Annotated in this window: 25 protein-coding genes and 1 tRNA gene; 11 read left to right on the top strand and 15 right to left on the bottom strand. The window is 62.8% G+C overall.

The window, feature by feature from the left end:
• Positions 1–4: 4 nt before the first annotated feature.
• Together ABWW33_RS15665 and ABWW33_RS15660 are read left to right on the top strand one after the other, a co-directional pair.
• Positions 5–472, top strand: a complete 468-nt coding sequence (locus ABWW33_RS15665; RefSeq protein ID WP_176652003.1) for a cyanophycin metabolism-associated DUF1854 family protein — start codon at positions 5–7, stop codon at positions 470–472.
• A 270-nt stretch (positions 473–742) separates the two neighbouring features.
• Positions 743–1,207 (top strand): hypothetical protein, encoded by a 465-nt coding sequence (locus ABWW33_RS15660; protein ID WP_176652004.1) that lies wholly within the window; start codon positions 743–745, stop codon positions 1,205–1,207.
• A gap of 16 nt (positions 1,208–1,223) precedes the next feature.
• Here ABWW33_RS15660 and ABWW33_RS15655 read toward each other — a convergent pair whose 3' ends face one another.
• From ABWW33_RS15655 to ABWW33_RS15615, 9 genes are all read right to left on the bottom strand, one after another.
• Positions 1,224–1,847 carry a 2OG-Fe(II) oxygenase gene (locus ABWW33_RS15655; RefSeq protein ID WP_353402744.1) on the bottom strand — a complete coding sequence of 208 codons (624 nt, stop codon included), beginning with the start codon at positions 1,845–1,847 and terminating at the stop codon, positions 1,224–1,226.
• A gap of 52 nt (positions 1,848–1,899) precedes the next feature.
• Complete coding sequence (locus tag ABWW33_RS15650; RefSeq protein WP_176652006.1) at positions 1,900–3,474, bottom strand: oleate hydratase; 1,575 nt, start codon at positions 3,472–3,474, stop codon at positions 1,900–1,902.
• Positions 3,475–3,636: 162 nt separating this feature from the next.
• Positions 3,637–4,926: a sugar MFS transporter gene (locus ABWW33_RS15645; protein ID WP_176652007.1), complete on the bottom strand. Its 1,290-nt coding sequence runs from the start codon at positions 4,924–4,926 to the stop codon at positions 3,637–3,639.
• Positions 4,927–4,947: 21 nt separating this feature from the next.
• Positions 4,948–7,470 carry a glycoside hydrolase family 3 protein gene (locus ABWW33_RS15640; protein ID WP_353402740.1) on the bottom strand — a complete coding sequence of 841 codons (2,523 nt, stop codon included), beginning with the start codon at positions 7,468–7,470 and terminating at the stop codon, positions 4,948–4,950.
• A 98-nt stretch (positions 7,471–7,568) separates the two neighbouring features.
• Positions 7,569–8,933 carry a GH1 family beta-glucosidase gene (locus ABWW33_RS15635; protein WP_353402738.1) on the bottom strand — a complete coding sequence of 455 codons (1,365 nt, stop codon included), beginning with the start codon at positions 8,931–8,933 and terminating at the stop codon, positions 7,569–7,571.
• 9 nt (positions 8,934–8,942) lie between these two features.
• A complete protein-coding gene (locus ABWW33_RS15630; protein WP_353402736.1) occupies positions 8,943–10,241 on the bottom strand; it encodes a glycoside hydrolase family 5 protein in 1,299 nt (432 codons plus the stop codon).
• 90 nt (positions 10,242–10,331) lie between these two features.
• Positions 10,332–11,357 carry a LacI family DNA-binding transcriptional regulator gene (locus ABWW33_RS15625; RefSeq protein WP_176652011.1) on the bottom strand — a complete coding sequence of 342 codons (1,026 nt, stop codon included), beginning with the start codon at positions 11,355–11,357 and terminating at the stop codon, positions 10,332–10,334.
• 60 nt (positions 11,358–11,417) lie between these two features.
• Positions 11,418–12,626: an ABC transporter substrate-binding protein gene (locus ABWW33_RS15620; protein WP_353402972.1), complete on the bottom strand. Its 1,209-nt coding sequence runs from the start codon at positions 12,624–12,626 to the stop codon at positions 11,418–11,420.
• Between the two features lie 287 nt (positions 12,627–12,913).
• Positions 12,914–13,279 carry a VOC family protein gene (locus ABWW33_RS15615; protein ID WP_176652013.1) on the bottom strand — a complete coding sequence of 122 codons (366 nt, stop codon included), beginning with the start codon at positions 13,277–13,279 and terminating at the stop codon, positions 12,914–12,916.
• A 151-nt stretch (positions 13,280–13,430) separates the two neighbouring features.
• Here ABWW33_RS15615 and ABWW33_RS15610 point away from each other — a divergent pair, with 151 nt between their 5' ends.
• The 6 genes from ABWW33_RS15610 (at position 13,431) to ABWW33_RS15585 (ending at position 17,869) form a co-directional block, all read left to right on the top strand.
• The gene (locus ABWW33_RS15610; RefSeq protein ID WP_353402734.1) at positions 13,431–14,894 is read left to right on the top strand and encodes a pilus assembly protein TadG-related protein; all 1,464 of its coding nucleotides are present in this window, start codon (positions 13,431–13,433) and stop codon (positions 14,892–14,894) included.
• Positions 14,891–15,349 (top strand): TadE/TadG family type IV pilus assembly protein, encoded by a 459-nt coding sequence (locus ABWW33_RS15605; protein WP_353402731.1) that lies wholly within the window; start codon positions 14,891–14,893, stop codon positions 15,347–15,349. Before ABWW33_RS15610 ends, ABWW33_RS15605 begins: the two co-directional genes overlap by 4 nt.
• Position 15,350: 1 nt before the next feature.
• Positions 15,351–15,938 carry a TadE/TadG family type IV pilus assembly protein gene (locus ABWW33_RS15600; protein WP_353402729.1) on the top strand — a complete coding sequence of 196 codons (588 nt, stop codon included), beginning with the start codon at positions 15,351–15,353 and terminating at the stop codon, positions 15,936–15,938.
• Between the two features lie 80 nt (positions 15,939–16,018).
• Entirely contained in the window at positions 16,019–16,519 is a 501-nt protein-coding gene (locus ABWW33_RS15595; protein WP_353402727.1) for a PEP-CTERM sorting domain-containing protein, read from the top strand.
• Positions 16,520–16,581: 62 nt separating this feature from the next.
• Positions 16,582–16,851, top strand: a complete 270-nt coding sequence (locus ABWW33_RS15590) for a hypothetical protein (protein ID WP_176652018.1) — start codon at positions 16,582–16,584, stop codon at positions 16,849–16,851.
• A 580-nt stretch (positions 16,852–17,431) separates the two neighbouring features.
• Positions 17,432–17,869: a hypothetical protein gene (locus ABWW33_RS15585; protein ID WP_353402725.1), complete on the top strand. Its 438-nt coding sequence runs from the start codon at positions 17,432–17,434 to the stop codon at positions 17,867–17,869.
• A 198-nt stretch (positions 17,870–18,067) separates the two neighbouring features.
• Here the strand turns inward: ABWW33_RS15585 and ABWW33_RS15580 are convergent, their stop codons facing one another.
• Positions 18,068–18,385 (bottom strand): hypothetical protein, encoded by a 318-nt coding sequence (locus tag ABWW33_RS15580; protein WP_353402723.1) that lies wholly within the window; start codon positions 18,383–18,385, stop codon positions 18,068–18,070.
• Positions 18,386–18,491: 106 nt separating this feature from the next.
• On the opposite strand from ABWW33_RS15580, the gene ABWW33_RS15575 reads away from it, so the two are divergent.
• Positions 18,492–18,977: a hypothetical protein gene (locus ABWW33_RS15575; protein WP_353402721.1), complete on the top strand. Its 486-nt coding sequence runs from the start codon at positions 18,492–18,494 to the stop codon at positions 18,975–18,977.
• A gap of 192 nt (positions 18,978–19,169) precedes the next feature.
• Here the strand turns inward: ABWW33_RS15575 and ABWW33_RS15570 are convergent, their stop codons facing one another.
• Positions 19,170–19,451 (bottom strand): hypothetical protein, encoded by a 282-nt coding sequence (locus ABWW33_RS15570; RefSeq protein WP_353402719.1) that lies wholly within the window; start codon positions 19,449–19,451, stop codon positions 19,170–19,172.
• Between the two features lie 461 nt (positions 19,452–19,912).
• Between ABWW33_RS15570 and ABWW33_RS15565 the strand changes: the two genes are divergently transcribed.
• On the top strand, positions 19,913–20,782 hold the full coding sequence (locus ABWW33_RS15565; protein ID WP_353402718.1) for an antA/AntB antirepressor family protein: 870 nt from the start codon (positions 19,913–19,915) through the stop codon (positions 20,780–20,782).
• Positions 20,783–20,952: 170 nt separating this feature from the next.
• On the opposite strand, the gene ABWW33_RS15560 is transcribed toward ABWW33_RS15565, so the two are convergent.
• On the bottom strand, positions 20,953–21,453 hold the full coding sequence (locus ABWW33_RS15560; RefSeq protein ID WP_353402716.1) for a hypothetical protein: 501 nt from the start codon (positions 21,451–21,453) through the stop codon (positions 20,953–20,955).
• A 356-nt stretch (positions 21,454–21,809) separates the two neighbouring features.
• A tRNA-Pro gene (locus ABWW33_RS15555) sits at positions 21,810–21,886 on the bottom strand.
• 98 nt (positions 21,887–21,984) lie between these two features.
• Here ABWW33_RS15555 and ABWW33_RS15550 point away from each other — a divergent pair.
• A complete protein-coding gene (locus tag ABWW33_RS15550) occupies positions 21,985–22,821 on the top strand; it encodes an SIR2 family NAD-dependent protein deacylase (RefSeq protein ID WP_353402714.1) in 837 nt (278 codons plus the stop codon).
• A 5-nt stretch (positions 22,822–22,826) separates the two neighbouring features.
• On the opposite strand, the gene ABWW33_RS15545 is transcribed toward ABWW33_RS15550, so the two are convergent.
• Both ABWW33_RS15545 and ABWW33_RS15540 read right to left on the bottom strand, forming a co-directional pair.
• Positions 22,827–23,534: a fumarylacetoacetate hydrolase family protein gene (locus tag ABWW33_RS15545; protein WP_353402712.1), complete on the bottom strand. Its 708-nt coding sequence runs from the start codon at positions 23,532–23,534 to the stop codon at positions 22,827–22,829.
• Between the two features lie 86 nt (positions 23,535–23,620).
• Positions 23,621–24,232, bottom strand: coding sequence for a TetR/AcrR family transcriptional regulator (locus ABWW33_RS15540; protein WP_353402710.1), 612 nt, complete (start codon positions 24,230–24,232; stop codon positions 23,621–23,623).
• Positions 24,233–24,303: the final 71 nt, after the last annotated feature.

Genomic DNA, 24,303 nt, shown 5'->3' with positions numbered 1-24,303 from the left:
CACTATGACGAGCAAATTTGAATTGGTACGCAATCCCTTCGGCCGGCTGGTGCTGACCACCACCGAGGGCGTGGTGCACGAAGGCGTGGCGCCGGTGCGCGCCTTCCCGGTGCAGGCGCCGACCGACGGCATCGCGCTGGTCAGCACCGACGGCAAGGAAGTCGGCTGGATCGACCGCATCGAAGACCTGCCGGCGGCGCAGGGCGAGCTGGTACGCGAGGAATTGTCGGGACGCGAGTTCATGCCGGAGATCGCGCGCATCAACAGCGTGACCAGCTACGCCACCCCGTGCACCTGGTCGGTGGCGACCGATCGCGGCGACACCGAGTTCGTGCTGCGCGGCGAGGAAGACATCCGCCGCCTGACGGTGGACACGCTGCTGGTCTCCGACATCCACGGCATCCACTACCTGATCCGCGACGTGCGCGAACTGGACAAGCACAGCAAGAAAATCCTCGACCGCTTCCTGTAAGCGCGTCAGCCGTCGCCGGATTGTTTCCGGCGGCGTCCTCCCACCGGCCCAGCCCGGCATACTCCTGATACAGCACAAAGCGGCCTCAAAGAGCGCCCGCATGATGGAATCGTGCGCCCGTCGAAACGGGCCGGAAAGGCCTACAATGAAGCTCTCCGAACCGAGATCCCATCAGCCGCTGCTGCCAGCACCCAAGCGCAAACGCAAACGCCGCAAGCCCAAGCCTGGGGCACCGCCAGCGCAGCCGCCAGAAAAGGAAAGGAATTAGCTATGGACGAGGCCAAGGAAGAACTACAATTTAACCTGCGCTACGCTCAGCGCCTGTGCCAGCGCACCGCACGCTTTTACCGACGCATTCAGACAACCCTGACCTTCATCAGCTTACTCTCAGGCAGCAGCGCCGTCGCCGCGCTGGGCGCACAGATGCTGCTGCCTTCCGCATGGCTGATGGGTTTCTTTGCGGTATCGGGGTGTCTGAATCTTGCCATACGTCCTGCGGAGAAAATCGCCGCCAACGATGCCGATGTACGCAAATACGGTAGTCTCCTTGCCAAATTGAATTCGCTCGATGCTCCAGCTTTGCAACAACTGCTGGACGAGGCACGCCTCTCGGATACAAGTGAAGTCGAACCGCTCCGCGCCGTAGCCTACAACGATGTAGTTCTGGAAATCGACGAAACCGACTCGCTGATTCCGCTGACGCCCATGCAGAAACTGATGAGCGCCTTGGCGTGATGCCATGTCTCAGAACCTAATGCGGCCGGCGGCGGAACCAGCCGGCCAGCGACAGGCGGTCGCGCGTGGCCGGCAGCACTTCATGCGGCATGTCGGCCGACAGGAACATCACCAGCCGGCTGCCCATCGGCGCGATGTCGTTGGCGGGCGCGTCCAGCGGATGCAGACGCAGGGCGCCGCCCTGCTCCAGCCGCCAATCCGGGTTCAGATAAATCACCACCGAGACGGTGCGCAAATCGTCATCCTGAAAACGGTCCAGATGCTTGTGGTAGGCGGCGCCGGGCGCGTACAGCGCGAAGTGGCTTTCGTAGCTGTCGAGCCCCAGGAAGAACTCCCGGTTCAGCGCCAGGCGCAGCGATTCCATGATCGCCAGATAACGGTCGCAGGCATCGGAGCGGCCCGCCTCCAGCCACAGGATGCGGTCGCCCCGTATGTCGGCGCGCACCGCCTGCGCGGCGCCACGCCCGACGGCGGCGAACGCCAGCGCGCCCTCCGCCGCCTCGACACGGCATTCGGCGGCCAGCGCCAGCGTCAGTTCATCGGATAAAAACAGGTTCTGCTGCGACCAGCCATGCAAGGCCAGTCCATCCAGCGTCAGTTGATGCAGGCCGGCGGCCGGGGCGGGGAGTTCGATAGGCATGGGACTCCTGGTGAACGACCATGGTAACACCCGCGCGCCGCCGTGGATCGCCTTATTTGAAGGCCTTGACGGCCGCGTCGAATTTCACCTTCAGCGACTGATCATGGTGGCTGACGGGCGGCACCTCGCGTTTGATGTCGAGCAGCTGGTAGACCGCCATCTGCGCCGCGCGCACCGAATACTCGACCGTGAACACCACATCTTCCGGCACCTCGACAAACTGGCTGACAAAGGCCAGGTTGCGCGAGTTCGGCGGCACCGGCAGCGGACGGTCGCTCTTAAAGCGCGGCATGAACATGCTGGTGATGTAAGGCATGCGGCACGGTATGCAGTTCGCCGCGGCGAACACTTCCGCCATGTCGAAATTCAGGTGTCCGCACAGCTCGCGCAGGATTTCCTCGCCGCTGCAATCGGCCATCGGCTTGGCGACAAAATCGCCAATGCGGTCCGGATGCAGCGCATAACCCCAGAACACCTGCACGCCCTCCGGCTGGCCCGCGAAATGCGGCTGGTGCGCCAGCACCACCGACAGCAGCCAGTTCGAATCCTTGAACGTCACCAGGCCGCCGGTGCCGGCGACGTTGCCGCTAAACTGCTGCATCTTGTTGAAAAACGCGGGATCCTTCAACGTGACGGTGAACGACTCCCACCACGATTCGGGAATGCTGGAATTGAACGCCGCCGGATTGCCGAACTGCGGACGGTCCACCGCCAGCTTTTCCCACAAGGCCCAGCCCTGGCTGTCGCGCTTGTCCAGCTTGGGCGGGGCGCTGTGCATGCTGCCGTAGCTCGACGCATCGGTCATCGAACCGTTCTGGAAGAACACCAGGTCATGCGGACCGACGGCGATGGTTTCGGTTTCGCCGTTGCGCACGCAGCGCAGCGAGGTCGCGGTCAAGGTGCCGCCCTCCTCCATCACGGCGATATCGTCCACCTTGCAGTTGTGGACCACCTGCACGCCCTGCTTTTGCAGCCAATCCTGCAAGGGCCGCACCAGCGAATCGTACTGGTTGTAGACGGTGCGCTTGACGCCGGCCAGCGTCTCGATGCGCGAGAACTCCATCATGAAGCGATGCAGGTAGCGCTTGAACTCCACCGCGCTGTGCCAGGGCTGGAAGGCGAACGTGGTGGCCCACATGTACCAGAATTTGGTGTCGAAGAATTCCGGCGACAGCCAATCGGTGATGGCGCTGTTGCCGAGTGTTTCCTCATCGGCTTCGGCCAGCGCCAGCAGCTCGGTGCGGTCCTGCATGGAGAACCCCATCGACGTCACGTTCACGCGGAAGCGGTTGCGGTCGACCAGGCGCGCTTGCGAATGCGACTGGTGCATCTGGTTGAAGGCGATGGTCTCGTCGTAGACGCTTAGTCCTTCATGCTCCAGCGATGGGATGCTCTTGAACAGGTCCCACGTGCATTCGTAGTTGTCGGTGGTGAGCATACGGCCGCCGCGCAGCGTATAGCCGGTGTCCGCATCACCGCCGCCGTCGAGGCTGCCGCCGGCCACCGGCATGGCCTCGAAGATGGTGATGTTGGCGCCGGCGATACCGCCGTCGCGGATCATGAACGCGGCCGCCGCCAGCGAACCGATGCCGCCGCCGACCAGATATGCTTTGATGGGATTGCTCATGGAACCGCCCTTTTCATTGGATAGAGTTGCCATGATAGTGCTGCACGAGCTGCCGAAAATGTCGCACATTACCCGAAGGCATCAACTCCATGAGGCAGGTCAAAATTCCGATAAAAAAAGGCTCCCCGCAGGGAGCCTTCCGCAACCACCGCGCCGGGCGGATTATTTTTCCGAATACATATTGGCGTATTTCAGGCCGAAGTACAGGATGAAGGTGTAGCACGCGGCCGGCACCAGGAACGACAGCTGCAGGCTGATGTTATCTGCCAGCAGGCCTTGCGCGAACGGCACCAGCGCGCCGCCGACGATCGCCATGCACAGCACGCCCGAACCCTGGCCGGTCAATGGACCCAGCTTGTTCAGCGCCATCGAGAAGATGGTCGGGAACATGATGGAGTTGAACAGGCCAACCGCCAGAATCGACCACATGGCCAGGTGGCCGCCGCTGAAGATCGCCACCAGCACCAGCACGATCACCGCCGCCGAGTTGAAGGCCAGCGCCTTGCCCGGGCTGACCGAGCGCATGACGGCGAAGCCGATGAAACGGCCGATCATCGCGCCGCCCCAGTAGTAGCTGACGAACGGCGCCGCGTCGGCGGCCGCCAGGCCCATCACTTTCGGGTCGCCCATGAAGTTGATCAGGAAGCTGCCGATACTGACCTCGCCGCCCACGTACAGGAAGATCGCCACGGCGCCGAGCACCAGGTGGCGGTGCTTCAGCACGGCCGACCAGCCGGCGCTCTCGCCGCCTGGTTGTTCAGCGTCGACGATCTTCGGCAGGCGCGCGAACGCGAACAGCACGGCCAGCGCCAGCAGCGCCAGCGCCAGCACCAGGTAAGGACCCTGCACGCTGGACGCTTCCTTGGCGTGGTAGGCCGCCTGCTCGACAGCGGGCAGCTTGGCCAGGTCGGCCGCGCTCAACACGCCGCCGGCCAGGATCAGCATGCCGCCCAGCGTAGGCGCCACGGTGGTGCCCAGCGAGTTGAAGGCCTGGGTCAGCGTCAGGCGGCTGGACGCCGTCTGCGGATCGCCCAGCACCGTCACGTATGGATTGGCCGCCACCTGCAGGATGGTGATGCCGCCTGCCAGCACGAAGAAGGCGATCAGGAACAGCGTGTAGCCGCTGGTCGCCGCCGGATAGAACAGCGCGCAGCCGGCCGCCGCGATGGTCAGGCCGGCGACGGCGCCGTGCTGGTAGCCGATCTTCTTGATCAGCATACCGGCCGGCAGCGAGACGATGAAATAGGCGCCGAAGAAGCAGAACTGCACCAGCATGGCCTGCACGTAGGTTAATGTATAGACAGCCTTCAGGTGCGGGATCAGCACGTCGTTCAGGGACGTCAGCAGGCCCCACATGAAGAACAGGATGGTGACGATGACCAGCGGACCGGTGTTGCCGCCGGCCTGCGATTGGCTGCCCGCAACCGGGGCAGCTTGCGAATAATGTTCCATGCTTTTACTTTCTCCTGATTTTTATTTAAAGTCGCCGCACGCCAGCGCATCCTTGTCCCTGGCGGCGCCGCCAACGATCTGGATGTTGGCGAACGTCGCCGCGAACGGCGCATCGGCGGCCACGCTGAACGGCGTGCTCAAAGCCGCCGGCACCAGTCCCTTGGCGGTGAAGCACGACAGCGGAATCTTGACCGTCTGCTTGCCCTTGCCGGCCAAACGCTGGAACACGGCACCGGCATCCAACTCGGTGGTTTCGATACCGATATTGACCTTGCCCGCCGGCGCAGCCGACACGATAGCATCAAATTGCAGTGCACCGTCAGTACTTGCGAAGGCAGGCACCTTCAAGGCCTTGGAAGATTGTGCCTCCAGCTTCGCCGGACCGGTCCAGGTCAGGCGCTTGGCGTCCTGCTGGGTGTTGATCTGCGCGGTTTCGACTTTGACGGTCGGCAGGTTGAACACGGCGTTCAGGTCCGCGCCCAGCGGCACGCGCTTGTCGCCGCTGGTGACGTACAACGCGTAGGTCGAACGGTCCGTCGGGCTGTACACCGACATGGACGTGGTCTTGCCGCAGCCGCCTGCGGGGAAGCTCGCGTCCAGCACCGGCACGGTCGCTTTGCTGGCGTAGTTCAAGCCGTAGCCGAATTTGAACAGCGGATCATACGAAGCATCGCCGACATTGAGCGGCGACTGGCAGGCCGACTTCGGCCACGAGAACGACAGCTTGCCGTGGAAGTCCGCGTTGACCTTGCCGTCCGCCTTGCGGAACAGGACGTCGGAAACACCCTTGCCCTCGGTGCCGGGCAGCCAGGCCGCGACGAAGCTGTCCGACAGGTTCAGCAGGTCATTGGTGTACAGCGGGCGGCCGGACAGCAGCACCGTCACCACCGGCTTGCCCTTGCCCGACACGGCCTGCAGCACCGCGAGGTCTTCGGGATGGCGGCCGGATTCGCGCAGCGTGCCGGCCGGGCCGATGTCGCCGTCGCCTTCCGCGTACGGCGTCTCGCCGATGACCGCGATCACGGCGTCGAACTTGGAGACGTCCACGCCGGCGGCGTTTTCGCTGAAGGTGACGTTGTCCTTGCCGGCGGCGTCCTGGATGCCGGCCAGGATGGTGTCGCTGAACGGGTAGTCGCTGTTCTTGTTGTCGGTACCCTGCCACGTCAGCGACCAGCCACCGGACTGGTTGGCCATGTTGTCCGCGCTCTTGCCGACCACCAGTATCTTCCTGCCGCGCGCCAGCGGCAGCACGCCGCCGTTATTCTTCAGCAGCACCAGCGATTCGCGCACCGCCTGGCGCGCCAGGTCGCGCGCCTGCAGCGTTTCCTGCTTGCCGGCGTAGGCGTTCTGCGAAGGCTTCTTGCCATCGAACAGGCCGGCGCGCAGCTTCACGCGCAGGATGCGGGTCACCGCGTCGTCGATGCGCGACATCGGGATCTCGCCCTTTTCCACTTGCGCAATCGTGTTGGCGATGAAGGTCTTCCATTTTTCCGGCACCATCACCAGGTCGACGCCGGCGTTGATCGAGGCGGCGCAGCTGTCTTCTCCGCAGCCGGGCACTTCGGCGATGGCGTTCCAGTCGCTGACGACCAGGCCATCGAAGCCCATTTTGGTTTTCAGCGCGTCGGTCAGCAGCTCTTTACTGCCGTGCATCTTGCCGTGGTCGACGCCGCCCTTGACGTCGTTCCAGCTGTTGAAGGACGCCATCACCGTCTGCACGCCGGCCTGCAGCGCCGGGTAGTAGCCCTGCGCGTGGATGTTGATCATCTCCGACATCGTCGAGTGGTTCTCACCGCGGTCCTTGCCCTCGGCGGTGCCGCCGTCGCCGATGAAGTGCTTGGCGGTGGCGACCACGGTGCCGTCGCCTTTCAGGTCACCCTGCAGACCCTTGACGTAGACGCCCGCGTAGTCCTTGACGATGGCCGGATCTTCGGAGAAGCTTTCGTAGGTGCGCCCCCAGCGGTCGTCGCGCACCACGGCCAGCGTCGGCGCGAACACCCAGTCGATGCCGGTGGCGCGCACCGCCTTGGCGACCGACTTGGCCATCTCGCCGATCAGCTTCGCGTCGCGCGCGGCGCCGAGGCCGATGTTATGCGGGAACAGCGTGGCGCCGTACATATTGCTGTTGCCGTGCATGGCATCGATGCCCCAGATGACGGGGATCTGCACTTTCATGTCGGTGCTCATCGAGGCGTCGTAGTAGGCGTCGGCCAGCTTGACCCAGTCCGCCGCGCTGGCGTGCTTGTTCCCGTCCGGCCAGCTGCCGCCGCCGTTCAGCACGGAGCCGATGTAGTACTTGCGGATGTCTTCCGGCGTGCTGAATTTGATTTCAGGCTGCGTCATCTGGCCGATCTTCTGCGCCAGCGTCATGCCGGCGACGATCTCCTTGATGCGCGCCTCCATGGCCTTGTCCTGCTTGACGGCGCTGGTGATGTGCGGCCAGTCTTTCAACGGCGCCGACGGCGCGGCGGCGATGCTGGAGGCGCCCAGCGCCAGCGTGGCGGCCAATACGGCGCGGCGCAGGATGTGGTTATGATTGTTCATTAGGTGCTTGTCTCCGTTATTTGAATTGTCAGCTCGTCGTTCCCGCGCAAGCGGGAACCCATGCTGAGTATGGTTTCCCGCTTGCGCGGGAATGACGGTTACTCGCCTTGCAGGAAGGCGCTGTACCACTGGCCGCTTTGCTTGAGAATGCGGCGTTGTGTCGGGTAGTCGATATAGGTCAGGCCGAAGCGGCGCAGGTAGCCCTCCGCCCATTCGAAGTTATCCAGCAGGCTCCAGGCGAAATAGCCTTTGATCCTGCCGCCGGCGCCGATGGCGTCGCGCATCGCCGCCAGGTGGCGGATCAGGTAGTCGCGGCGCGCGGTGTCGTCGACGCTGCCGTCGGCCGACAGGTGATCGTCGTAGGACGAACCGTTCTCGGTCACGTACAGGTCTCCGGTCGGGTAGTCGCGCGCGATGCGCTCCAGCAGATCGACCAGCCCCTCAGGCGACACCTCCCAACCGAAGTCGGTACGCTGGCGGTCCTGCGGATACACGATGGAGGTGCGTAGCGGATACTGGTCCGGCGCGTCGGTCACCACTTCCGGGAAGTAGTAGTTCACGCCGAGGAAATCCATCTTGACGGCGATGGCGTCCATGTCGCCCGGCAGCACCTGCGGCGCGTCCTTGCCGACCAATTGCAACGCCTGTTCAGGATAGCCGCGGCCGTACAACGAATCGAGGAACCAGCGGTTGCGCAGCGCGTCATGACGCTGCACGGCTTCCTGGTCGGCGGCGCTGCTGGAGGCGGCCCTCACCGGATGCAGGCTCAGTGCGATGCCGACCTGCGCGCCCGGCACGTTGGCGCGGATCCGCGGCACCGCCAGGCCATGCGACACCAGCACGTTGTGGCATACCTGCAGCGCGATCGGCAAACTCTTCTTGCCCGGCGCATGCATGCCGTCCCAGTTGCCGTGCATGGCAGTGCACCACGGCTCGTTGTGCGTGATCCAATGCTTGATGCGACCGCCCAGGTGTCTGGTCATGACGTCGACATATTGCAGGTAGGCGTCGATGGTGGCGCGGTTTTCCCATCCACCCTGGTCCTGCAGGTACTGCGGCAGGTCCCAGTGGTACAGCGTGCACCACGGCTGCAGGCCGCGCGCCAGCATGCCGTCCACCAGCTTCGAATAAAACTCCAGTCCCTTGGGGTTAGGCTCGGCGTCCACGCCATTGAAGATGCGCGTCCAAGCGATCGAGAAGCGGTAGGAGTTGCAGCCCATCGACTTTGCCAGGTCCAGGTCTTCTTCCCAGCGATGATAGTGATCGCAGGCGACCGCGCCGGTCGAGCCGTCGCGCACCTTGCCCGGGGTTTCGCTGAAGGTGTCCCAGATCGACGGCACGCGGCCGTCGGTGGCTGCCGCGCCTTCGATCTGGTAGGCCGAGGTCGACACGCCCCACAGGAAGTCGCTGGCAAAATCGGAACGCTGGATCGCCGTAGGCAGGTCGGTAAGAATCATGGTCATAGTTGGTTATTATTGTGCGAAGGGGGTAGGCGGGACTTTGGCGTTCATCCACTTGATGGCGGTTTGCTGCGGCTCGTACGGCACGCTGCCGAACAGGCGGAACAGGTTTTCGATCTCGGCCAGCGAGGCCTTGTTGAAATCGAGCTTGGGAATCTTTGCGCCCGGCGCGTTGGTCACCAGGCCCCAGGTGCCCTTGCCCTGGCCGCCCTTGTTGGACACCAGCTTGTAGGCCCAGGCGGTCGACGCCCAGCCGTTGGCGACGTAGGTGTCGTAGGTGACGCGCGTGACCTGGCCGCCCAGTTCAGGGCCCATGAAGGCCCACGGCTGGAACTCGCCGATGAAGTAGGCGGTGTTCAGGCCTTCCTGCTTGGCCTTCCATTCGCAGACGCCGGTCTTCCCTGTCGGGCCGCACCGCAGCCAGTCGCGGTGCACGGCCAGGCCGGGTTTGCCCCAGCCGAAATGGCCGGGATACGGATGCATCTCGAACGCCACGTTGACCTGGCCATGCTCGGACGGTTTGCCGTAGGCGTCTATGCCTTTGCTGTGGCCCGGCAGGATGATGACGTGGTTCTGGTCGACCTTGCGGATTTCCTGGTACAGCGTGCCCATGACGACGGCCAGGTTTTCCGGCGTGGTGCCCCATGGTTCGTTGAGGATGCTGTAGCCGGCGACGGCGCCGCGGTCCTTGTAGCGCGCGGCGATCTGCTGCCACAGCCAGATGGTGCGCTCTTGATACTCCGGCGTGTCCCAGTATTTGTTCTTGCCGGCGCAGCCGCTGTGGTGCTCCCAGCCCTGGCTGCCGACGGCGCCGTGCAGGTCGAGGATCACGTACACGCCGCGCTTCTCGGCCTCGTCGATGGCGTTGTCCAGGTAGCGCCAGGCGTCTGCGCGCAGGTGGCGCGGGTTCTTTTCGTCTTCGATGACGCTGTAGATGAACGGCAGGCGCACCAGGTTCAGGTTCAGCTTGGGCAGCATGTCCCAGTCGCGCGTGGTGATCCAGTTGTCGCGATACAGCCGGTACAGGCGCTCGCGTTCCGCGTAGCCGAAGCGCTTGTCCAGCACCGCCTCCAGCTTGCACTGGTCGTCGACGCCGGCGCTGCCCTGCCCCATCATCCAGAACTCCTGGATCAGGTAATTGCCGAGATTGACGCCGCGCAGCGCCGGCTGGCTGCCATCCGCCGCCAGCCACTTGCTGCCTTCGGTGTGCAGCATCGGCAGACTTGGCTGCGCCTGCGCAGGCGTCCCGCCCGTCTGGCCATGGGCGAGCGCCGCCAGCAGCGTCGTCGCCAGCCATGCGGACCTCAGCAATCTTGTTGTATGCACCCAGCGCCCCCGGTTGTGGAATCGTTTCCAATATACTGCAAAAAAAGAGCATGCGGCCAGCGCATACCCTGATTTTTACTCTTCTTTACCTGTGCCCGGCGCCCTTGCCAGCGAGGCCCGTTCCGTTACGTGCAAGCGGTAATCGCGCTCGACCGGACGGTCCATTTCGTAGCACTGGTTCAGCAGATAGTTCAAGCCGTTCAAGGTCATTTCACTCCACGGGATATGCACGCTGGTCAAGCCCGGCGCGGTGAATTCCGCGCTGTGCGTGTCGTCGTATCCCAGTACCGACACCTGCTCCGGCACCGCCACCCTGGCCCGGTGCAGGCAGGACAAGGCGCCCACCGCCATCTCGTCGTTGGCGCAAAACAGCGCCGTAAATTCGTAGCCCGATGCCAGCAGGTGCTCTGCGCACTCCCTGCCGCCCTCCGGCGAAAACTGGCCGTCCTCCATCCACACCCCGGCCGTATCGATGCCCGCCGCCGCCAGCTCCTCCATGAACGCGGCGATACGCGTCTGGTTGTCCGGCGCGGCCGCGCGGCCCGCGATCACGGCGATCTTCCGGTGGCCCAGCTCCAGCAGCGTGCGCGCCGCCAGCCGCCCGCCCGCGTCGTGATCGACCGTGAAGCACTGCTCCGGGATGCTGGCGAAATCGTGATTGATCACCACCACCTTGGACTGGTACGGTCCCAGCGCCACAAAATCCTCGTCCTCCAGCGAATTGCTCATCACGATCAAGCCGTCGCTGCCGCGCTCGATCAGGAAGTTCACGCCGTCCACCGCCTGTTGCCGCGCGTTGCCGTCGCCGACGCCGAAGGCCACCACCATGTTCAGGCCGGCCTCGCGCAGCGCCGTGTAAATCGACTGCAGGATCGGCGTGTAAAACGTCCCGCTCAGATACGGGATGTACACCCCGATCATCTGCGAGCTGCCCGACAACAGCGAGCGCGCCGCGTGCGACGGCCGGAAATCCAGCTCCTCGATCGCCTTGCGCACTTTTTCCAGCGTGTCCTGCGACACCGAGCCTTTGCCGCTGATGACGCGCGACGCGGTGCCGAGGCCTACTCCCGCCAGGCGGGCTACGTCTTTGATAGTTGCCACGTTTACCTTATCCGTTCAGTCTATGCGGCGGCAAGGATACCGCATCACGACCTGCCACGGCTAGTCCAGCAGCGCCGAGGCTATGCTTTTCTGCGCTTTCTCAACCGGCATGCGGGTATTCCAGAACGCCGTCAGCACGTCCTGCAGCGCGCCGTTCTGGTCCGGTGTCAGGAACACTTCGATCATGCCCACCTGGCGCGACTTGTCCTTCATGATGGCCATGCCGGCCTGCGCGCAGGCGTCCATCGACGACACGTCGATATCGCTGCGCACCGGCAGCGAGCCTTTGAGCTTGCTGAACTCCAGCTGCGCGGCCGGCGCCAGCATGGTCGTGGCCAGCAGCTTTTGCGCCTTGACCGCATCGGCGTTGGCGGTTTTCGGGAACACGAAGGCGTCGCCCTGGATCAGGTAGGGCACGGCCGGGCCGAGGCCGGCGATGCAGCCGTAGTCCTTGCCCGCGCTCTGTTTGGCGGCGGCGAATTCGCCCTTGGCCCAGTCGCCCATGATCTGCACGCCGGCCTTGCCGCTGATCAGCATGGCGGTGGCGTCGTTCCAGTTGCGGTTGGGCGAGCCGGCGTCGACATAGGTTTGCAGCCGCTTGAAGGCCAGCAGCACCTTCTTGAACGCCTCGGAATTGAGCGCCTTCGGATCGCGGTCGCGCAAGATCCGCAGGTACAGCTCCTTGCCGCCGACATTGGCCAGCATGGCCTGGAACAGGATGTTCTCCTGCCACGGCTGGCCGCCATGCGCCAGGCCGATCACGCCGGCCGCCTTCAGCTTGTCCAGCGCGGCGAACAGCTCGTCCGGGGTGGCCGGTTCCCTGGCGATGCCGGCCTTCTTGAACGCGGCCTTCGAATACCAGATCCAGGTCGACATGTGGATGTCGACCGGCAGCGCATAGTAGTGCCCCTTGACGCGGATCACGTCCAGCATCGGCCCCGGCATCAGCTGGTCCCACTTGTCGCGCGCGGCGATATCGTCGACGTTGTTGAGCGAACCCTGGTCGATCAGGTCGCGGAATTGCTTGGTGGTGTTGAACTGCGCGGCTGTCGGCGGATTGCCGCCGACGATGCGGTTGATGGCCACGGCCTTGGCCTGGTCCGCGCCGGCCACGGCCGTGTCGACCCAGACGCCGCCCGCCGCGCGGTAGGCCTCGGCGAACTTGCGCACCGCGGCCGATTCGCTGCTGGACGTCCACCAATGCATCACCTCCGCCTTCGGCCCGGCCGCCGCGGCCTGGCTGGCGCCGGCCGCGGTCAGCGACAACATGGTCAACAGGGAAGCGGCGGCGCGCGCGCCGGCGGTGCATTGCTTGGTCATCCAGTCTCCTTGGTCGCCGGTGTGTCCCGGCGCTTTTTATCTTGTGCTCGATCATACCGAAAAAAACCGGCGCCGCCCAAGGCGCCGGCAACTTCGCTGAACGAAGAGACAACGGTCGGCGACAGCCAAATTGGAAACGTTACCAATTCATGCAGGCGAATATATCACCCAATGATTTTGAGTGTCAACGAGAATTCGCAAGGCGTAAAAAAGGCGGCTCGCGGCCGCCTTTCACATTACTCCGGCACAAACACGCGCAGCCGGTGTCCGTCGCGGTCCAGCGCCACGAAGGTATAGCCGAAGTCCATCGCCACCGGGCGCTGGGCGATGGCCACGCCTCGCTCGGACCAGTCGGCGTGCATGTCGTTGACCACGCTGCGGTCGGCCACGGCGATGCCCAGCTCGGAGCCGCCGGCCGAGGCGATCACCTTCGGTTCGGCCGTGTGACGCGACCACAGGCCCAGCTTCAAGCCGGACTCGAGCACGAACATCGCGAACGTCGGCGACGCTTCCACCGGCTGCTGGCCCAGCAGGTCGGCGTAGAAGGCGGCGCTGGTGGCCGGATTGTCGACGTACAGCAAAACAAAGCTAGGGCTGATCATGGTGTTCTCCTCTGGTTGGTAAGCATGGCCTTATGTTAATGGCAAGCTGTGACAGTTTCTGTCAGGAGCGTGCGCCGCCCTTCTTGTCCCCGATCAAATTCAAATGTTTCCGCCTGGATAAACTCAACGATATTGTTTTCCGGAGGGCAGCATGGAGCACACGGGCCGCTTGTTACGGCGCCAGCGCGGCGCCTTCGCGCTGATGTTCGGACTGGCGCTGATCGGCCTGCTGGGCATGATCGGCTTCGCGCTCGACCTGGCCCAGCTCTACAACCGCAAGGCCGAGCTGCAGTCGCTGGCGGACGCCACCGCGCTGGCCGCCGCGCGCCAGCTGACCGGCACGCCGGCCGGCGTGAGCAATGCGCTGGCCAGGGCCGCCGACGCGGCCGCCGACTTCAACTACCAGTACAACAAGCTGCGGGTCAGCTGGTCCGACGCGGCGCTCAGTTTCAGCGCCGCGCCGGACGGACCGTCGGCCGTCTGGGTGGACGCCGCCACCGCCCTCGCCGCGCCCGCCGGCCTGTTGTACGCCCGCATCGACACGGCCAGGCTGGGCTCGGCCTACAGCCAGCTGGACACCATCTTCATGCGCGTGCTGTCGAGCGACCTGGCCACCGTCAGCGCCGCCGCGCGCGCCACGGCCGGCCGCCTGACCATCGCCGCCACGCCGCTGGCGATCTGCGCGATGTCGACCACCCACGCCGGAGAGCGCATCAACCCTGGCGCGCCGGGCAACGAACTGGTGGAGTACGGCTTCCGGCGCGGTGTCGGCTACGACCTGATGCAACTCAATCCGAACGGGCTGACGCCGGAGAATTTCGTCATCGATCCGCTGTCGCCGCCCGGCACGGCGGGCTCGGCGGCCAACACCGCCGACGCCATCGTCGGCCCGTTCGTGTGCGCCGGCAGCCTGCAGATGTCGCGCCTGCAGGGCGGCGCCATCACGGTGCGGCGCGGCTTTCCGCTCGCCACGCTGTTCAACCAGTTGAACTCGCGCTTCGACCAGTACGGCGGCGGTGTCTGCAGCCCAAACGGCGCGCCGCCCGACGCCAACGTCAAGTCCTACGACTACAACGGCACGATACCGTGGATGAACAGCGCGCGTAACTTCCAGACCGCCAAGCAGCGCACCACCGAGGGCACCAAGCTGTGGACCGCCGCCGACCCGCTGAACGGCGCCACCAGCTACGCCGCCGGCGACTACGGCCTGTTGTGGTCGTACGCCAGGTCGGTCAAGTTCACCGCCTACACGGCGGGCGTGCCCGAACCGGCGGCCGGCTACGCCACCTTCGCGCCGGCCAACTGGGCTACGCTGTACGCGCCGGGCGTGCCAACCGCACTCTCCTATCCGGCGACGACGCCTTACCAGCCACTGTCCGGCGTCAATTTCCAGGCACCGTCCAGCGCCAACCTGCCCGGCCTGGCCAGACGCCGCGTGCTCAACGTGGCCCTGCTGTCCTGCCCTGTTCCCGCCGGCGGCACCGTCAGCGCCTCCGTGCTGGCGATCGGCAGGTTCTTCATGACGGTGAAAGCCACCGGCACCGCCCTCAGCGCCGAGTTTGCCGGCGCCGTCGACGACCAGGAACTGGGCGGCACGGTGGAGCTGCTGCCATGACGCGCGGCCATCGGAGCCGCCGCCAGCGCGGCATCGCCGCCGTCGAGCTGGCGCTGGTGCTGCCGGCATTTGTGCTGCTGCTGGCGGCGACCGTGTTTCTCGGCCGCACCTTGTACCACTACCAGGTGATGCAAAAGGCGGCGCACGACGCGACGCGCTACCTGGCGTCGGCGCCGGCGCTCGAGGTCAGCTCCTCCGCGCGCATGGCCGGCACTGTGGCGGTCGCCAGGGCCATCGCCGATGCCGAGATCGCCGATCTGCACACCGGCGGCGCCCCGCCCGTGGTCAGCGTCATGTGCAACGGCGGCGGCGCCTGCGCCGGCTTCAGCGTCCCGGTCACCGTGGCGGTCCGCATCGAAAGCCTGCTGGGCGACGACCTTGTGCCGGTCAACCCCTACGGCTTGAACGGCGTCGACCTGACCGCGCAGGCAACCATGCGCTACGTGGGGAACTGAGATGCGGACCAAGACCAACCGTCAGCGCGGGGTCGTGACAGCCGAGTTCGCGCTGGTCTCGCTGATCTTTTTCACCTTCATGTTTGCCGTGATGGAAATGGCGCGCGCGATCTACCTGCTCAACACCCTGCAGGAAGTCAGCCGCCGCGCGGCCATGATGGCCGCCGTCAGCGACTTCAGCGATCCCGCGGCGATGGCCGCGGTGCGGCAGCAGGCGGTGTTTCGCGACTCGCCTGGCACCTTGCTGCTGGGCGACCCGATCACCGACGCCTACGTCCACATCGATTACCTGTCGCTGGCGTACAACGGCGGCGGCATCCTGACGCTGACGCCGATTCCCACAGCCAGCCTGCCGGCCTGCGTGGCCCGCCAGCGCCTCAACTGCGTCGCCGATCCCAACGGCGCCAGCTGCATACGCTTCGTGCGGGTACGCCTGTGCGCTCCGGGCTCCGCCGACGGCGCCTGCGCCCCGGTCCAGTACCAGACTCTGATGCCGCTGATCAGCTTTCCCGCCACGCTGCCGACCTCGACCACCATCGTGCGGGCGGAATCGCTGGGCATGCAGCCCGGCAGCCCGATGTGCCCGTAAATTATGGTGCAGTCCGCTTATTTAAATGCTATCCTAAAAAAATTATTAAATGGCATCAGATATTTCATCAGGGGAAACATATGAACGGCTCGACTTTCATCAAATCGCTGCTGCTCGCGGCCATGGCATGCGCCGGCGCGGTTCAGGCGACCCCGGTGACTTGGACGCTGCAAGGGGTCACGTTCAGCGACGGCGCAACCGCCAACGGCTGGTTCACCTATGATGCCGACGCGCACGCGTCCACCGCCTTCAACCTGAGCACGTCGAACGGTCCCGACCTCGGCGCCTACACCTACGACGCCGCCACCAGCCACTTCTTCGACAATCCCTTCCTGCCGTCGAGCGTGTCGTGGTTCAGCAATACCGGCACGCCCTACCTGTCGCTGCTGGCGATGGCGCCGCTCACCAACGCCGGCGGCACGCTGGCCTTGTCGGGCAACAGCTACGAATGCGACAACTGCATGAACTTCCGCACGGTCAGCAGCGGCGTGATCAGCAGCGTGCCAGAGCCTACAAGCTACAGCCTGCTGCTGGCCGGTGCAGGCCTGATGGGCCTGCTCGCGCGCCGCCGCCGCGCCTGATTCAACGGCGCGCCGACCATATCCCAAGGCGCATACCATGGGTTCCTTATCAGGAGGAATCAATGTCTGTACGCCCTGCAGCAACCTACATTCCGCTCGCAACTGAGCGAACCAAAAACGTCATCAAGCATATCCAGCATGGTGCCTCTCAGAAGATTGATGCCATCAGCATCGGCGGCAAGTCGGAGCGCATCGAAACCGATATCTGGGTGGTCGAGCACCATGACGGCATCCACACCTACTACCAGGATGGACCGGCCGGCGGCGCAGTGGATCTGGGATTTATCGACCAGGTTCGCATTGCAATTGAAGAGGCCGCGACTGAAGAGTAAGCCGGTAGGCTTGCGGTTCGTCTACGCGGTCCGGCTGACGGTTCTGCGGCAGTAGTTCCCAGCCAAGTTGCCTGCGCACTTCGGCCGGCGTTGGTGGCGGCTCCGTGGAGCGCGTGCGCGAGTCGAGATAGTCGCGCACCAGTTGCTTACTCGGATGCGTGGTATCGGTCATGATGCGCCGCCGGAGTTTGGTCCGGCGCCTCCTGGAAAGTCACGTAGCCGTTTATGCTCGAATGGGCGCTGCGGGTTTCGTCACTCCGCCCCAAGAAAATCTATGGCCCCGCTCTCTTTTTCAAGCTGATTTTGTATGATGCAAGTAGGCTTGCTTGAGACTGCGATGCGAGGAGGCTATGTGGCCGTCTGGTTTACTACCGAAATTTTGAATGTGAAGGGAAGTAACTGGCATTAAAGTGCGCCAGACGGCAAATGACTTGAGCCTAAGTCTTAAGAGTGCCGAGAGTGCATGTAATCGCGTTAACGTACCTTGACCTCATTATCAACCTCAACTGCAGATACCTCGAGCATATCCGCATGGAAATTATGGTAGCATTGAGGGAACGTTAATCTGAATGGATGAGTTATGAAAAAAGGACATGCAATAGCGCTAAACCTCGAGGATGTTTTCGATGTTTTCGGTGGGAGAAAACCGTCAAACGAGGATGATCCGGATGTTTTAGATCAGGCCTTTTATTATATGGAGGATGGCACTTCATCGCTGCACATCTCAATCCTAAAAACATTATGTACCGAGCAAGGTGAATTCGTCGTCTATGAGGGCGGCGTGGCATTTCATGGCTCTCCCTTGCACGCAAAAAAACTGACTTACCAGGCCGCGCCTAGTACTGTAGAAAATAAGGAAATTCTGCAGAGATTACTTCCTCAATATGAGGAACGGATTGCCGCAAAGCGTGAGAATATTCGACGATTAGCAATTGAATACTATAAAGCGCACGGCAAATATAACGAAACCAAAAATAAACTCGAAAAATCTTACGAATTGTTTGACCCAAACGTCTAGTTTATTCCCGGCGCGAACGCGTTCGGGATTCCGCGCGTGAATTATGGGATCGTAGCAATCAATCCAGCTCACTGACCATGTCGAGCGCCTTCTCGCGCTCGAATCTAAAATCAATCTAATTGCAGCCACGAAGGAAAAAGCCCACAACCTTTCGGTGCGGGCTTTTCTTTGGGCGAAAAGAGTCCGCCTGTATATGCGTCATATCAGAACAAAACTGCGGTGCAAATATTTTTTCGCAACTTCACCGCTAGTTCCTCGCGCGCCTCGGCCGCCACGTCCATAAGCGACGCATCGGCACGCTGCAGCGTGGTTTGTTGGATCAGCACAAAGTGCGGATCGACCGCCGCTCTCACAGCCTCGGCGCTCGGCGCTCGGCGCCAGTTTGAACTCGGCCAGGCCGGCGCGGAAGGCGTGCGCGGCGATCTTCGCGGTCTCTACAGGATCGTGTGAATACTCCGGCGCTGACGCGATGGCCGTGGCCAAAATCTGGTGAAGCGCTTTATCGATTGCGGACATGTGAACCTCTTCTGTGATTAGCCCGATGGCCGGGCGGTTAAATGGGCGGGAACTTCCCTACGTGTTAAATTGGCAATCTCACTCGACAATTTGAAAGGAAGTTCCCGTGAAACTTGATCGCGAACTGCAGCGTCAACTACTTCAAAAATTTGCAGATATTTATCCCGCACGAGGTCCGGCGGGAAAATGGGAGCAAAGTTCCGAGATCGTCAACGCGAACTTGTCATACCTAATCGAGCACAACCTTATCCATGCAGCTGCAGTGAGCCATCCGCTATCAGGACCAGTAATGATCGCGAATATCGCCATTACTGCGGCGGGACTCGACTTCCTCGCGGATGACGGCGGCCTCACTGCGATATTGGGAACAGTCACAGTCAAGCTCCATGACGACACGATCCGAAATCTGATTGAGACCCGCATCCAAGATTCGGATCTGCCTCCCGAAGAAAAGACTGGATTGCTGCATCAGCTGAAAGAGCTGCGCGGCGAGTCGATAAAACACCTGACCATGAAACTACTGGATGCGGGGCTGGAGAACCTGCCGGCAGCACTTCCGCTAATCCAAAAAGCCCTTGGCGGCCTCCTGTGACGACCTTTTCTCCGCGTAGCTCGAAGCGGGTGTAGCCGATCGACTCGTCGTTGTCGTTGCGACCCAGCGCCAGCCAGAACTCCGTCAGCGACGTATCCATCGTCAGGAACATTTCGGTGGCGCCGGCGAACGCGCGGACGGCCAACAGCACCATGCTCGAAGGCTGGAGATCGCCGGCGGCGCCGGACGGTTTCACGACAGCACCGACAATATAGCCAGCGCGGCACCTGCGCTCTCGGCGCGCAGGCCGCGCAGCTCCGCCAGCACCAGCAACTGGGCGGTCAGTTCCGGCGGCTGCCGCAGCTGGCGCGCCAGGAAGGTCACCTCTTCCGCCAGCGCGACCAGCGGCGCCGGCGGCGATGCGATTTTTCTCGCATCGACACTGCGCTTCGGGGTCTGCGCTTCGGCGGCGCCTGCTGACCTCGTCCCGCTGCCCCCGTCCCGCGCGATTTCAACCCGAGAGGAGCAGCACAATGAGTACTTCCAGCACCAGCAGCAACGCGGGCAGACTGAGCGTGCATGCGCAGGAACTGGCCTTCTAGTTGGGCGTAGAGATCGTCAACTGCGACAAGGGCTTCAACGCTTTCGCGGACGGAGAAATCATCTCCGGAGACTGCTCGGCGGCCGAGATAGAGAAATGGCTCGATGGGTACGGGCGCGGGCGGGTCGATGGAACTGCATCGTGAACGTCCATCAACCGCACAAGCAGCGCTTGGCAGGCGCATGACAGAACACCAAGTCTAGGTTCGAGTTTGGCTAAGCAATTGAAATGTCGCAGGATTTTGTCCTTGATGTTCCAACGGCGGGCCAAGTTTAGAAGGTTATCTTGAAACGCTTTGATTTTGGGTCTGCATTCAACGACATCCGGTGAGGTCGCGATCGTAGCATAAGCACCAGCAGCACCGAGCAAGCGCCAACCACTAGGAGAAATGACGATGAGTGCACACGAATCACATCACCGGCTGACCGCCTCGCATCAACCAGAATCCGCTATCGCTAAACAGATCCCGATCGGCACATCGACCATTGACGGTGCGACAGTGCAGACGACCAACGCACGCGACCTGTACGCCTTTCTGAAAATCGGAAAGGATTTTTCTAACTGGATCAAAATGCAGATTGTACAAGCGCGCTTGGTCGAGGCACGGGATTTCGTAAGCTCCCCCTCAATGGCGACCTCTAGCCAGCCAACAATCGATTACCACTTGACACTGGACGCTGGAAAACACCTGGCAATGCTGTCGAAAGCCGAAAAGGGTTTCGAAGTTCGCGAGTACTTCCTTGAATGCGAGCGCCGCGCGCTGGGGCCGGCCCGCGCACCAACGCCTGCCGAAATGTTCCTGCAAAACGCTCAGATGATGGTCGATATCGAGCAGCGCCAACTCGCACAGGGGGAACAAATCGACCGCGTCGAGCAGCGCGTCTGTGACCTGGCCACCAGCATGTTGATGCTGGCGCGCCCGGCCGGCGCCGAGTCGATCGTGCACATCAGGGAGCGCATCAACAAGCTGTATGGTCTACCGTCCCGAATCATTGACGAAGTACTCCGCCAATCGCCGATCGCGCCCAAGCCAGCCGGCATGGTGAAGCACTCGCGCGAAGAGGCGCTGGGCGGTAGCTATGCCGTGTACTGGATCAAGGACGTCAGCGCCACGTTCGCGCGCTTCGTCGGTGAGTGCGAGCGTGTTACCGCCACCCAAGCTGAACACCCGTACGTTGAAGGCCGCTTCAAGCTCGCGCCAACGGCAGACCGTCCAGCAGGCTCTGCCGAACCATCTGGCCCACAAGCAGGTCTGGACTTCTAGTAACCCACCAGCAGAAGTGAAAAGCCCACTCGGTATTTGTGCACCGAGCGGCCCCGTATGCCCTAATTTTTTTTGGAGAAAATATCATGGCGAAATCTAATGACACTCTGGCGCTATCGCCGCATGGCAGGCGACCTGCATTGCTGCATCCGGCGAAGCGTCGAAATCAATTACGGGATAAATATCGCGGGGCGGTTAAGGCGCCACCAGGAGACCTTTCCCGGCTTGCTGCCCATCGCCTCGCAGGCGCGCTGATTAGCCCGCTCAAATAGTCCAGGATGGGCAGCCGGCTCACCGGCCTCGATCTCATTGCAACGCGACGTCCATTGGTCTACCTGTTCTTCGGTGAAGCGGCGCTCGCCATGTAATTCAATATCTCGCTCCAGAAGCGCCCATTCTGAGCTACGCTTTGCACTATCTCGGGCCTTAGTACCAAAGCCGAATACCAAGGAGGCGGCGCTGCTGGTAGTAATCGCAATCGCGCACCACCCAACAATGGCAGGATCGGCCATTTTGGCAAATGCATAGGAACCCGCCAAGATGGAAACGACTTTGATGAATCCCTCACGAAATTCGAATATCCGCTGGCGCTCTTGCTGGTAAATGCGATTCGCCAAAGCACGCTGACGTACATCGCAGCGGCGTCCGTGCAGATAATCGAATTCTGACATGGCTACTTCCTTTCCGGAGGCGGTGGAGGCGCTGGACGGTGTTCAGCAGGCCGAGGAACATGTGCCCGCTCCTCACGCGCGGGGCTCGGACTCGGGGTGGGTCTTGGGTTATTTGTCACCATATCGTACACCTTTTCAGTCAATCCATTGCCGGGGTTGGCAAAATCAGGGGCCTTGAAAGACTCAGTCCCCGTGGATGACATTATATGCAGAATAACAACTTAAATTATCGACAATAGTCCGAAATGATTCGAAAAATAACGATAAAGGCCGATCTTTTTTAGGGACCATTAACGCACCAAAGCCAAAAAATGAAAAAGGCCAACCCAAAGGCTGGCCTAATTCATTGATTCTATTGGTCGGGGCGAGAAGATTCGAACTTCCGACCCCTTGCACCCCATGCAAGTACGCTACCAGGCTGCGCTACGCCCCGACGAACTGAGATTATAACAGCCGGTTTAAGTATTTGTCATGTTTGCTTCGTGCCCTCGCCACAACATTCTCACCGCAGGGCTATAGTAAGATTTACCCATGCAGCAAGTCCCCATCTCCGCCCTCCTCGAACAAGCCGCCGACCTGGTCCGCCAGGCCGATGCGCTGATCGTTTGCGCCGGCGCCGGCATGGGCGTCGATTCCGGGCTGCCCGACTTTCGCGGCAACGACGGTTTCTGGAAGGTCTACCCCGCCCTCGGCCGCGCCGGCATGGAATTCTCCAGCGTCGCCACGCCCTACACTTTCCGCTCCGATCCCACGCTGGCCTGGGGCTTCTACGGCCATCGCCTGCTGCTGTACCGCGACACGGCCCCGCATGCCGGCTTTGCCCTGCTCAGGAAATGGGGCGAGCGCATGTCGGCCGGCAGCGGCGTCTTCACCAGCAACGTCGACGGCCACTTCCAGCGCGCCGGCTTCGATCCGCAGCGCATCTACGAATGCCACGGCTCCATCCACTATCTGCAATGCATGGAGCCCTGCGGTCCCGATATCTGGAGCGCCGACAGCTATGTGCCGCAAGTCGATACCGCCGCCTGCCGGCTGCTCAACGCGCCGCCTCTGTGCCCGCATTGCGGCGGCATGGCGCGGCCGAATATCCTGATGTTCGGTGACTGGGGATGGAACGAGCGGCGCTCGATGGTGCAGGAAGCGCATCTGCATGGCCTGCTGCAGCAGGCCGAACGCCCGCTGGTGGTCGAACTGGGCGCCGGTGTGGCGATACCGTCGGTGCGCAACTTCGGCCACCGCGTGATCCAGCAGCACAACGGCCGCATGATACGGATTAATCCGCGCGAACCGGACGTCGCCAGCCCGCGCGATGTCGGCCTGGCGATGGGCGCCCTCGCCGCGCTGGCGGCGATCGACGCTTTGCTATAAACGATTTACACCAATTTTACGGCGATGCCGGACAAGCCCTCGACCTTGCCCACCAGGGTCTGGCCGCGCACCACCGCGCCCACGCCTTCCGGCGTGCCGCTGAAAATCAGGTCGCCCGGCGCCAGCGCGAACAGTGTCGACAAGTTGGCGATGGTCTCGCTGACCGACCAGATCAGATGATCGATGGTGGCCGACTGTTTGGTCACGCCGTCCACATCCAGCTGGATCGCCGCGCGGTTGATGTCGCCCGCTTCCGCAGTGCGGTGGATCACCCCCACCGGCGCCGAGTAATCGAAGGCCTTGCCGATTTCCCACGGACGGCCGGCGTCGCGCATCTTGAACTGCAGGTCGCGGCGCGTCATGTCCAGCCCCACGGCGTAGCCGAAGATGTGCTGCGCCGCGTCCTCCACGGCGATATTGCTGCCCCCCTTGCCGATGGCGACCACCAGCTCACACTCGTAGTGCAGATTGCTGGTCACTTGCGGATACGGCAGATCGACCACCTGGCCCGGCGCGACGGCGATCACCGCTTGCGCGTCGTTCGGCTTGCAGAAGAAGAAAGGCGGCTCGCGGTCCGGGTCGAAACCCATCTCGCGCGCGTGGGCGGCGTAGTTGCGGCCGACGCAGTAGACGCGGCGCACAGGGAACAGATCAGAAGTGCCGGCAACCGGCAGGCCGACGATGTCGTGGGCGGGAATAACGTAGGAAGTCATGATGCTCCGATGGACGGGTATGGGAGATCAGACATGGTACAACAGCCGCCGCGGGCCTGCAGCGGGCGGAAACAATACGAGACAAATCAGGTCATCAACAGCGCCCGCATCGCGATGCGGAAGGCGTCCACCAGGCTGTCGCGGTTCATGCCGGTGCGGTGCAGCGCGCGGATCTGCAAACCCTGGAAGTACGAGATGATGGTGTCGATGCGCCCATCCAGCAGCAGGTCGTCCACCGGCAAGTTGCGGCGCTCGCGTCCGCGCTTGACCAGCTCGCGCAGCTTGGCCCGGGATATATCGTCGTTCTCGCGCAGCTTGGCGGCGATCACCGGATTGCGCGACGCTTCCGCATACATCTCCAGCGGCACATGCCAAGGCTGCGGATCGAGCGTCTCGCCCACATGAAAGGCGGCGTCGTCCAGCATGGCTTGCAATGGATCTTCACGCGTCGCCAGGTCGCCCAACAGGCCGGCCACATGCTCCGCTTCGCGCTCGACAAAGGCCAGGATGATGGCGTCCTTGCCGTCGAAGTAGTTGTAGATATGGCCGGCGCTCATGCCGGCCTGCTTGGAAATCTCCGACATGCTGGCGCCGTGAAAGCCGCTGCGCGCGAAGCAGACGGCGGCCGCGTCCAGCACTTGAGTGCGCCGGTTCTGTGCCCGTTCCGGGTCTGTACGTCGTTTGCCGCTGCTGGTCATGGGGATATCGTCCTTGGGTATCTGTCACTGCCTGAGGCGGTACTGTGGCGAAGCGCGCCCGCTTTGTCAAT

This window comes from Duganella hordei, from assembly GCF_040369125.1.
GTDB classification, from domain to species: Bacteria; Pseudomonadota; Gammaproteobacteria; order Burkholderiales; family Burkholderiaceae_D; genus Rugamonas; species Rugamonas hordei.
Note: the sequence above shows the minus strand (reverse complement) of the source record. Positions and strands in the feature narration are given on the sequence as shown.